General features: G+C 37.9%; 5 protein-coding genes. All 5 read right to left on the reverse strand.

Annotated features, from left to right (window positions below):
• Window positions 1–2376 carry an FtsX-like permease family protein gene (locus JXQ92_RS10230; RefSeq protein WP_421986520.1) on the reverse strand — a complete coding sequence of 792 codons (2376 nt, stop codon included), beginning with the start codon at window positions 2374–2376 and terminating at the stop codon, window positions 1–3.
• A gap of 29 nt (window positions 2377–2405) precedes the next feature.
• Window positions 2406–4802 (reverse strand): ABC transporter permease, encoded by a 2397-nt coding sequence (locus JXQ92_RS10235; RefSeq protein WP_421986521.1) that lies wholly within the window; start codon window positions 4800–4802, stop codon window positions 2406–2408.
• 157 nt (window positions 4803–4959) lie between these two features.
• Entirely contained in the window at window positions 4960–7365 is a 2406-nt protein-coding gene (locus tag JXQ92_RS10240) for an ABC transporter permease (RefSeq protein WP_421986522.1), read from the reverse strand.
• Between the two features lie 10 nt (window positions 7366–7375).
• Entirely contained in the window at window positions 7376–9751 is a 2376-nt protein-coding gene (locus tag JXQ92_RS10245) for an FtsX-like permease family protein (RefSeq protein ID WP_421986523.1), read from the reverse strand.
• 1 nt (window position 9752) lies between these two features.
• Window positions 9753–12179 carry an ABC transporter permease gene (locus tag JXQ92_RS10250; RefSeq protein WP_421986524.1) on the reverse strand — a complete coding sequence of 809 codons (2427 nt, stop codon included), beginning with the start codon at window positions 12177–12179 and terminating at the stop codon, window positions 9753–9755.
• Between the last annotated feature and the right edge of the window lie 3 nt (window positions 12180–12182).

Consider the following 12182-nt stretch of genomic DNA (forward strand, 5'->3'; position numbering starts at 1 on the left):
TTATTCGCTTCTCAACGTTTCTGTTGGATTGAGTCTCCCCGTTTTAATAGACTGAAATAGTATAGTAGCTAGTGCAATCGCCACAGAAAGCACGCCTGCCAAGGCAAACGGCCAGGTACTGATCGTTATGCGATTAGCAAAACTTTGCAACCACAGATCAATACCGTAAAAGGCTAGTGGAATGGAGATGAAAAATGCTAGCACAATCAGTTTAACAAAATCGAAACTAAACAGCCTTATAATGTCTCTAACATTTGCACCTAAAACTTTACGTATACCAAATTCATGTAATCGCTGGTCAGCAGTAAATGCAGCTAAGCCAAATAAGCCCAAGCAAGAAATAAGAATAGCCAGACCGGTAAATATCAGTATGGCATTGGCGTTTTGTTCTTCCTTAATCAGTTGACCCTCAAAGTTCTGATCTAAGTAATAGTACTCAAAAGGTATATTCGTAAACTGAGACCAAACCTCTTCTACATCATCAATAGAGAAAGATTCCGGTTTGAATCTCACCGCTAAATTAGTTTGTCTTTCTTTAGAAAAAATGAACATAGCTGGACCTATTTCTTCACGAAGACCATCGAAATAAAAATCATCGACAACGCCTAATACAGTCCAATAGTCGCCAAAAATCTCTCCAACTGGATTTTCATACCCCAATGCTTTTGCCGCAGCATTGTTAATGACAATGACTGAATCATATTGATTCTTTTCTGGTTCGAACCAAGACCCTGCGGTCAAATCTAAACCCAGGGTTTCACCTAAGTATTCATCAGTATAAAAGTGAGTTAAAGTGATAGATGTTTTATCGTCTATTTTGGTAGATGTTGTGGCATCGGAACCATCGCCCGGTAACTTGTGTGTGAAACTGGCCTGTGAAATACTTGGTAGTCTAAGTAGCTCATTTCTCATTGCCTGTTTAGACTCCCTTAATGGAAAAGTCTGCTTAATTACTACGACTTGATCTTCTGCAAAACCCAACTTCACATTTTGTAAATGTTTTAGTTGACTATAAATGATAATGCTCGCGATAATGAGTGTTGACGAAATGGCGAATTGAACAACCACCAATCCATTACGCAAAATTTTTGCCGCATCTAAATTAAGTACTCTATTGATTTTCATCCCTTTCAGTAAAGGAATCATTTGTGCCGATGCTAAAAAGAAAGCTGGATAAATACCTGACAGAACCCCTAGAACAAAAACGAAAAGCATCAAGTAAGTCAACAGCACGGGATAATTGACTAAAGAAATACTGATAACATCACCAAGTGAAAGGTTAATCATCCTAATGAAGAGCTCCGACATGCCTGCGCCTAATAGCGTAGCAATAAACGTGATTAAGAGAGCCTCACTTAAAAAGTACCTTACTAATTTTAATTTTGTAGCACCTAAAACTTTGCGCACTCCTATTTCTTTTGTCCGTTTAGAAGAATTTGCAGTGGTTAAGTTCATAAAGTTGATTGATGCTACCAGCAGAATGAAAACTGCGATTATACCCAACGTCATGCGCGTTTGTTTGTCTCCATTCTCACTGATCTCGAAATCTAAATTCGAGTTCAGGTAAATATCACGAACCGGCTTGGCATAGAACTTCAACTTATCCTCACTCTGTATCCATTCTTCGAAAGGCACTTGAAATGCCGCACTTAAAACTGGGAATACATCGTTCTTCGTAAGCTTATCCAATTCTTTCGTAAATACTTCCACCGAAGTTCCTTTTGTCAATTTCACATAAGAGTAGCCCGACAACCCCCACCATCTATTCGGCTCATAGACTGTTTTTTGACCCGTTATGACAAAATCAAAGTCTAAATGCGATTTAAGGGTACCCTCTTTTATGACTCCTACGACTTTATGCGGTGGAAAATCAAGGAAACCTATCATTTCGCCAAGCACGTCAGTTTTACCAAAGAACTTCATGGCAGACTTTTCGGAAAGGACTATTTCACGAGGGGCTGACAGCAGCGTTTCACTTGCCCTTACTATAAACTCGTGACCGAAAAGCTTGAAAAACGAACTATCTGCGGTAAGTGCCTTATTGACCTTAAATGTTTGACCATCGATAATTACTTTGGTTTCAGAACCAAGTCCGCCAATCCTTGTTTGTAACTCTATTTGCGGAAAATTCGCAAGCCGATGGGGTAAATTGGGAGAACTAGAAGCTACTCTCCCCATATTCATAAACTCCTCTTCTACCCTGTAGATCCTTTCATGATCTACCACATCTTTTTCATAACTATTCTCTTGAAACAAGAAGAGTGTTATGACTAAAAAGCTCCCCAGACCAATACTTAAGCCCAATACATTCAGGCTTGATAGCAGCGGACTCCTGCGAAAAGACTGATACATGATTTTAAATAACCTGAAGTTCATTTTAATCAGTTTAAGCTTGTCCCTTTAATTCAATTATCGTTTCTGAGTGAATTCACTGGGTTTGCTGTAGCTGCTCTTAACGATCTAAAACCAGTAGTCAATACAGCGATAATAACTGATAAAACAATGCTTGAAATAAAGATCAGAGGACCAATGCTGATGCTATATTTGTACTCTTGGAGCCAAAAATCCATTAATAAATAGGCAAAGGGTCCCGCAAAAAGGAAAGCAATAAATACAAGTTTTAAAAACTCCAACGAGAAATTCGAAACAAGGCTAGAAACAGAAGCACCTAAAACTTTTCTGATACCAATTTCCTTCGACTTTTGGTTTGCCATAAAAGCCACCAATCCGTAAAGCCCTAGGCAGCCTATAAAAATTGAAATACCTGCAAATACGGTGAGTGATTGAGACATTTTCTCTTCTGTTTCGTAGAATTCCTTGATTTGGGCGTCTATAAAGTCATAGTCGAACTCATATTCCTCGTGCATGTCGTACCAGATATCTTCCAGTTCTGTAATGATTTCCTTAGTTCTAGCCCCGTTTATTTTAAGTCCAACTGTTCTATTTTGTCTTGCATCAGCAAACATCATCATTGGCTCTATGGCATCTGATAAGGTTGTTGAATGAAAGTCTGATACTACACCAACAATTGGGAACTTCCGCCCCCAAACGGTCGCTATCTCTCCGATAGCATCTTGAGGATTTGTTATTCCTGCTTTAGTAAGAAAAGTCTCGTTGACCACGAATTGACTCATAGTATCACTTTGCACTACCCAATCTCCGGCCACAAGTCTCAAACCATATGTATCCGCATAGCTATTATCTACTCTTTTGAATTGAATGTTTATTTCTGTCCTACTGGTATCGCTTGTGTTATAATAACTATTGGTGCCCATAATAGAGCCTGAAAATGGTGGATGAGAAGCAACAGATACTGACTTTACCCCTGGAATTTCTCCTACTCTCGATCTCCAGAGTTTCTGCTTTTCAAGTTCATTCTCGGCCATATTAAAGAAGATAATATGCTCCTTTTCATAGCCCATATCCACCGAGCTGAAATAATTCATTTGACGAACTGCCACGATGGTTCCGAAGATTAAAACTTGACATAAAAAGAACTGAAATACTACCAAGAACCTTCTCATAAACATATTGCCACCTTTAGAATCTAAAGCTCCTTTCAAAGCGGTTATCGGCTTGGCACTGGAGAGTACAAATGCAGGGTATAGTCCAGCTAATAATGAAACCAAAACCAATACACCCAATAAATAGCTCGCTAACAAACCATCGGATAAAAGCGCGAGTTCTATTTCTAGGTTAAAGAAGTCGTTTACAACCAATGGCAATAACCTTTCAGTAAGACCGATGGATAACAACAGTGAGATAAAGGTTATCATAAATGTCTCACCTAAAAACCTCAATACTAATTGCTTTCTACTACTCCCTAAAACTTTTCGCATACCTACTTCCTTGGCCCTTTTCACAGCCATGGCAGTAGACATATTGATAAAATTGAAGCATGCCGTAACAATAAGGAAGATTCCTATTGCCGAATAAGTCCACAAAAGCTGTTTGGAAGAACTACCACCAAAAGTGTTAAACCTATCGTCGAAGTGATAGTTAGCAAAATCTGACAAAACAAACTTTCTATCATCACGCGTCATGTTATTCCAGTTCTTTTCCACTAATGCAGGAAACTGGGCTTCCACATCTTCAGCAGTTGTGGCCGGGTCTAATTGAAGAAAAACAACATCATTACTACTTATGCTTCCCCATTGTGTGAATTCTCTATCGGCCTTTTTGGTTTCCATTGACATGAACAAACCAAATGGAAAGTCAGAATTCTTTGGCGCATTCTCTAGAACAGCAGTCACCAAAAGATCTTTGTCTTTATTAATCCTAATCGTTTTACCAATTGCAGACTCGTTCGGAAAATACTTTTCTGCTAATTCTTTACTCAGTGCTACATTGTTAGGGTTTTTAAAGGCCTCTTCTACGGCTCCTTCTAAAATTTCCCAATCAAACATTTCAAAGAAGTTCGGCTCCACATAGACCACATCTGGAGCTTCCTCGTAATACTTTATTTCGCCATTTTTCTCTGTGATAGATATAAGGCCATACCCTTCGTGTGAAATTAAAGTAGCATTGGCCAGACCAACAATCTGATCTCTTACTTCTTCAACTAATGGAAGAGGTGCCCCTCCTGAAGGGTAGTCATTGCCATCCACATAATCAATATGCCCCAGCCTATAGAGTGTATCTAAATTCTTGTGATATCTGTTAAAACTAAGCTCCTCTTTTACAATAAGGAACATAATTAGGCTACAAGTGATGCCTAAAGTAAGGCCCGAAATATTAATAATGGTAAAAGCTCTATTTCGAATAAAATTGCGCCAGAGTATTTTGAAGTAGTTCTTAAACATGCCGTTTTGTTTTGAGTTATTAGAAAAACTCTATCCAATTAGAATGCCAAATATATAAAAACCTGTATATCAATTATATACAATAAAAAAACGTTTCTTATAGACTTAGAAACGTTTGTTTTCATAACACTTTAGTGTTTGTTTTTGATACAATATTTTACTCCATTCTGAGAATGTTCGTTGGGTTATTTCTAGCCACTTTAATCGATTGGAAACAAACTACTAACCATGATACTCCAATTGAAGCGACAATGGCAATGGCATAAACCGTAAGTGTAATGTCAATTCTATACTTAAATTCTGTTAGCCAACCATCCATTATATAATATGAAATAGGCACCGCTACGAAGAAGGCGACTAAACTCAAGATAACAAACTCTTTAGAAAGCAATAGAATCAATTGCTTGACCGATGCTCCCAATACTTTTCGAATTCCTATCTCTTTTAAACGTTGTTCTGCTGTAAACGCTGTTAACCCTATTAGACCTAAAAGTGATATACCAATGGCTAATGATGCAAAGATGAAGAATACCTTTCCTAAACGCCGTTCAGATTGGTAATGTTGGTCAAATTTATCGTCATAAAACGTATATTCTAATGGTCTATCTGGCACTAGTTCACTCCAAATACTTTCTACTTTTGCAATCGTTTCTGACATGTCATCAGGCAAGATTCTGATATTTAAATACTGAGTAGATTTATTGTTCAAGACTACGAAAGTTGGGGTTATTTCAGCCTTTAAAGATTCGTTATGGAAGTCTTTCATCACGCCTACAACGATTCGATCTTGTCGCCCCCAGGTTTTCAGTTTTTTACCCAATGGATTTTCTTCCCATCCAAATTTTTTAACCGCCGCTTCATTAATAATAATGGCACCATCCACATCTGCTGATACAGATTTATCGAGTTTTCGTCCCAAAACCATTTCAATCTCCATCATATCAATAAAGTCTTCATCCGCCTCGAAAAGGTCTGAAATAATATATTCTTCAGACTTATCGTCTTCATTCCCTTCCACTTCTTTTAGTTGGAAAAAGGTAATGGCAGCCCTTGTAAAAACTCCGCTTGAATAAGAGGAAGATTCAACCGTCGGAATTTGATCTACAGCAGTTTTAAAAACTTCGCCATCACTACCAAATTCTTCATAAGTATTGATGTAAAGCGCTTGTTCTCGATTATAACCCAAGTCCTTATTTTGCAGATAACTAAGTTGACTTTGAATCACAATGGTCACCACAATAAGCATTTGAGCAATTAAAAACTGAAAGAATACGAGTCCTCTTCTTACAGACTTCTTACCCCCAGCTGTTCTTGCACCTCTTATAGCATCAACTGGTTTAAATCGGCTAAGTTTAATGGAAGGGTATAAACCTGCTAATACGCCTATGGATAGGTTAATGACTATAATGGTAAATAAGAACTCAATACTACCATAACTCAACTCAATACTTCTGTCGATCAAATCATTATATGCAGGAAGGATGCGCTCCGCCAATGCGAAAGCTATAAAGACAGAAATGGTTGTTAATACTATCGATTCAGTTAAGTACAGTCCTAGCAATTGGTTCTTATCGGCACCAATAACTTTTCTGAGACCAGTTTCTTTGGCCCTTTTCAAAGATTTAGCCGTTGCCAAGTTGATATAATTGACACACGCAATCAGTAAGATTAAAACAGCTATGGATGAAAATAAATAGACATATCGAATATCACCTGTCGGGCTTATACCGCTGGTAAACTTTGATTTCAGGTATATGTCTTCGTAGGGTATAATGCTAGGCTCGAAGTTTGGAGTACCATCCTCATCCTTGAAAAATCGACTACCAAAAAACTCACGACCAACAGATCTCATTTTATCAATCATCTGCTCCTCAGATGCTCCTTCGGCCTTTAAAAAATAAGTATTCGCAGTTGTACCCCATTTGCTCTGATCTTCGTTTTCAAACTGATTCAAGTCGTTCAACAAATTAATATTTGAGAAAATCATTGAAAACTGGATATAAGAATTCTTAGGTGGGTCAGCCGCTATTGCAGACACATAATACTGTTCCGTTTTATTCAATTGAATCAATTCACCGATAGGGTTTTTATCACCAAAAAGCTTTAGAGCCATTGATTCAGTAATCACAACAGAACTAGCAGCTTCTAAATTTGGGGCGCCTGTAATTACCTCAAAATCAAAAGTTTTAAACAAACTGTTATTCGAGTAGTACCAATTCTCATCGTAGAAAGTCTCGTTACCTACATTTATCAAAGCCTTATAGCCTCCTGTTAACTGAACTATTTCTTCAATTTCAGGTACGTTTTCTTTTAGAATACTACCTGCCGGCAAGGAGAATTTATCACTACCCGAAGTACCCTCAGGGGTATAATAGAGGGTTTTATAGGCATAAATTCGATCCCTTTTAGAGTGGAATTTGTCAAAACTTAATTCATACTTCACATACAAACCAATCAACAGAAATGCCGTAATTCCTATCGTTAATCCGAAAAGGTTAAGAAGAGAGAAAAACTTATCTCGTATTAAAGACCTATAAGCTACTAGAATATAATTTTTGAGCATGACTTTGAGTTTATTCGTTCCTGAGTACCTGAGTTGGGTTTAACATTGCTGTTTTTATTGACCTGACGAGAACCACTAAAACCACAAACATTATGGTAAGCAAACCGATCGCAATGAAAGGCTTTGCCGAAAGAGAAACATGGTAAGCAAAATCGTTCATCCAAGTTTGAACCCCATAGTACGCTAATGGTATTGATATGATGAAAGACAACCCAATCAACCAGACCATTTCCTTGCTTAACATTGATAAAATTTGACTGATTGAGGCACCGAGCACTTTTCTAATTCCAATTTCCTTTGTGCGCTGATCTATCTTATAACTTATCAGTCCGACTAAGCCTAGAAAGGCTACAAAGAGGCTTAAACCTGTGAAAATTGTTATGATTCTGCTCATGCGCTTTTCAGCACGAAAGAGCTGGTCAAACTTTTGATCAAAAAAGTAATAGTCGAAAGGCTCATCCGTAAAGCCTGCATAAAGCGCATCGATTTCATCGATGGTTTCATCAATCTCATCAAGGCGAATCTTAATATTAAACTGTCTGTGTTCGTCTCCTTTAAAAAACAACGTTGGAGCAATTGGAATGCTAAAATCAGCATAATGAAAGTCTTCAACAACGCCGACTATTTTGTATTTATCGTCGCCATAGCCAGTTGTAAATTGTTTTTCATAGAATTCTTCACCAAGTACCTTTGCAAAAGACTCATTGATCAAAATGGCTTCATATCCATCAATTTCATCGTTAAAGTTTCTACCTTCTACTACGTTTAAGCCCATAGTTGGCACAAAATCTGAATCAGCATATTTGTATTGTGCCCGGTAATAGTCGCCATTTCCACCTACCTCAGTCAAACCCGTAAGAACTAAATTGCCAATCATGCTAAATGCACTAGAGGAAATATTAGTGATTTCAGGCAGTTGTAATAGTTCGTTTTTGAAAGGGTCTACATTTTCACTTAACTGCCCTTTGCTGTTATCGACCACAATTACTCCTTCTTTGTCGAAGCCCAAATCCTTGGTCAACCCATAGTTCAATTGTTGATAAACGAAAACCGAAAACGTGGCTAAAGACAACGAAACAACAAACTGAAATACAACCAAACCATTTCTAAAAACCTTACTGCTACTTCCTACCTTATGATTGCCTTTTAAGACCACCGAAGGCTTGAAGGAGGTAAGTATAAATGCTGGATAAACCCCTGCTAAAACACCTGTCATAACTGCCGTTAGCAGTACGATAGACAACAGATAAGGATAATCTAAAACATTTACATTGAAATTTTCAAAACCAAAACCACCCATTACTTGCAATGCAACCTCGGCGAGCCCCATTGCTAAAAGTGCAGCGCCAAATGTGAGTAAAAATGATTCTAAGATAAAACGGACGATTAAATCCTTTTTCTGAGAGCCCAGAACCTTCCGTACCCCTACCTCTTTCGCTCTTTTGGATGCTTGAGCTGTAGACAGATTTACATAGTTGATTCCGGCCAGAATAATGATAAAAATTGCTATCCCGATAAACACAAATAGGTATTGGCCATTGCCGGGAGGAGAGGCTTCAAATTGAATATTGGACTTTAAATGAACGTCTGCAATATTCATAATCATTGGTAACTGAAGCTGATAAGAGGCCAAATAAGACTCAAAATCTTGAGCTTTATCTGTCATATCATATTGCGGCTTTGCAAATACTCTATCGGAGAGATTTTGAATATTATCGATTGGATTCTCAAGTTTGAAATAGGTATAGCCTACTGTACCGTTAAAGCCTTGTTCCTTTAACACCTTTTCATAGCTAACAGGATAACGGGCAAGTACCTCAAACCTTAAATGTGTATTTGAGGGCAAATCTTCAACTACACCTGTCACCTCATAAACATCTTTTGACACCAACGTCGATAAAGAAATACTTTCTCCCAGTGGGTTTTCTTCACCAAACATCTTCTCAGACATCGATTTTGTAATCAAGATTGAACTTGGTTTATCAAAAGCAGTCTCAGGATTACCATAGACAAAAGGAATTTCAAAAACGCCTAAATACTCTTGCGTGCTATAGAATACAGAAGGTTCGATTATACTTTCGCCTTGTTTGTATTTAATAGTGCCGCTGCTATGCGGCATAATATTAACCGTTGCTTCTACCCCGGCTACGTTTTCTTGCAACATATCCATGTGCGCTATGGAGGCAAAAGCAAAATTTCTATTGCTCAAACGATAAACACGTTCATGATCTTTAATATGTTGATCGTAAGAGAATTCTTGGCTTACATAAATACCGATCAGAATGGCTGCTGCAAAGCCAATGGCCAAACCGCTAATATTAATAGCGGTATACCCTTTACTCCTCTTAAGATTTCTTAAAATTGATATTAAATGGTTCTTGAGCATATTATTCGCTTCTGAGTGAATCTACAGGGTTAGACTGAGCTGCTTTAACTGACCTAACCCCGGTCGTTATCATACCGATCACCAGCGTAAAGCCAATAGAGATAAAGAATGTCCAGAAATTAATATCTACTCGATATTCAAAAGTTGTAAGCCAATCAGACATAAAGTAATAGCCAACTGGTGCAGCAATCAGAAAAGCGACAATGATTAAGATTATCAGCTCTTTAGAGAATATATTTAGAATCTGCGAAACGGTGGCTCCAAGAACTTTCCTAATTCCAATTTCCTTCTTCTTTTGATCTGCCATAAAGGAAACTAAGCCATATAAGCCCAAGCAACCGATCATGATGGCTATCCCTGAAAAAACTTGAAAGATGATCATCGTATCAGCCTCTCTCTGATAATTAGTCATAATATCGTCAGTCACTAACGTGTAGTCAAAAAGCACATCAGGAAATTGAGCAGTCCAGGCTGTTTCCACTGCTTTAAGCATTGCTGTAAATTGTTCATCTGAAACGTTATATTTTACGGCACCTTCATAAAAATAGCCTGGAAAACGTACCATAATCAGTGGATCTTTTTTCTCTCTAAGGCTCTTGTTGTGGAAGCCTTTAAAAACACCAACAATCTTTTTATCTCCTCCAAAACCTGTTTCAATAGTTAAGCCAATGGCATCTTGAGGATTTTCCAATTCCATAAGCGTTAAAATATCAGTAGAAACAAGAGCCTCTGAAAGGGTATCATACTTATTAATGTCTCGGCCTGCTAAAAGCTCTATTTCATATACATCTAAGTAGTTATCGTCAATTATTTTAAAGGCTACATCGTAGTTATCGCTTAGCCCTAAAGGCGCATAATTGAAGTTTGAGCCTGCATTAGAGTCATGCAGTGGACTTGCAAAATTATAGCTAACCACTTCTACACCTGGGAACTTCATTAACTCATTTCTCATAGGCGCCAGCTTAGCCTCTTCACTAGAAGGCAACGGAAAAGTTAAAATTGAAGACTGCTTAAAACCCAAATCTTGCGTTGAGAAATAGCGCATTTGCGAAATCACAACAAGTGTGCAAATCACAAGAACTTGAGATATAAAGAATTGAAATACGACTAAGCCTCGCTTGGTGTTAATGCTTCCGATCAACGATGATTGGCCTTTGCCTCTTAAAACCGCAACAGGTTTTAACCTAGAAAGCACTAAAGACGGATAAAGCCCTGCTAAAACAGTAACTCCCACTATAATTGCGGAAACTATAAGCAACAATTGCTGATCAGCGAAAAGATCCAATGAGAGCTCATTTCCTATAACAGACGCAAAGTTTGTCATGACCAGTTCGGCAATGCCCATTGATAGAATGGTGGAAGTAAGTGTAATCAGAAATGTTTCCCCTAAAAACTGAAAAATCAGTTGGCCTTTATGACCTCCAAGCACTTTACGAATACCTACTTCTTTAGAGCGTTTTATGGCCAAGCCTGTCGACAGGTTGACAAAGTTTATGCACGCTGTTAGCACCAAGAAAAGTGCTATGGCTATTCTGAACATATTCGTTTCCGGAGCCTCTGCGGTGCTACCGAACGTATTGTATTCTGGCTGAAAATGAATATCCTTTAGTGCTTGAGCACTAAAAGTTGTTCTGTTTTCAGAATCTGGAATATACTTCTTTCCAAAACCTGGCAATACATTATTGATCTCTTGTTTACCCACATTTTCATTGGCCAAGAAGTAAACTTGCGCGTTGGAAGATGTAGATGTCCAAGATTCTGGCTGATAGAAATCAAAAATCTCTTCAATCGACTCATATTCGATGAATATCTCGAAAGGAACAGACGTATTCTTTGGAGGATCAGCGATAACACCTGTTACAAAGGTTGAAAGTTCTACATTCAATTTTATTTCCTCGCCAATAATTCGATCATAACCTCCATCGGTAATTCCAAAAAACTTTTCGGCTAAGGAGGCGGTAATCACTACAGATTTTGGCTTGGTCAAAGCAGTCTCACTATCACCAATTAGCCAATCGTAATCAAATACTTTAAAGAAATCAGGATCAGCAAAACCGATGCCCTCACTTTGCTCATAATGCGTCCAATTATTATTATTTCTATTCTTAATACTTATCTGATTCTCACCTATATAGAAAGCTCGAACAGGTGTACCCAAATCAGGATAATCTGTTTTAAATGCTTTGGCAAATGGGTTCTGAATTCCTGCTTCTAACTCAACTAGGTTGGGGTTTTCCACCTTTTTAACAAACCTGTATATACGGTCTGAATTGGTATAGAAGGAATCAAATCCTTTCTCGAACAAGACAATCTTAAAAAGTACTAAGGCCGCACTTATGCCAAGGGCTAAACCAAAGACATTTATAAAAGTGAAACTCTTATTTCTAATCAAGTTTCTTATTGCTGTGATAAAGTAATTTCTTATCATATC

Source organism: Roseivirga sp. (assembly GCF_049099775.1).
Classification (GTDB): Bacteria; Bacteroidota; Bacteroidia; order Cytophagales; family Cyclobacteriaceae; genus Roseivirga.

Coding starts and splice junctions, on each gene's coding strand:
- JXQ92_RS10240 (WP_421986522.1), bottom strand. CDS start 7,365: ATGCTCAAAAATTATATTCTAGTAGCTTATAGGTCTTTAATACGAGAT.
- JXQ92_RS10235 (WP_421986521.1), bottom strand. CDS start 4,802: ATGTTTAAGAACTACTTCAAAATACTCTGGCGCAATTTTATTCGAAAT.
- JXQ92_RS10250 (WP_421986524.1), bottom strand. CDS start 12,179: ATGATAAGAAATTACTTTATCACAGCAATAAGAAACTTGATTAGAAAT.
- JXQ92_RS10230 (WP_421986520.1), bottom strand. CDS start 2,376: ATGAACTTCAGGTTATTTAAAATCATGTATCAGTCTTTTCGCAGGAGT.
- JXQ92_RS10245 (WP_421986523.1), bottom strand. CDS start 9,751: ATGCTCAAGAACCATTTAATATCAATTTTAAGAAATCTTAAGAGGAGT.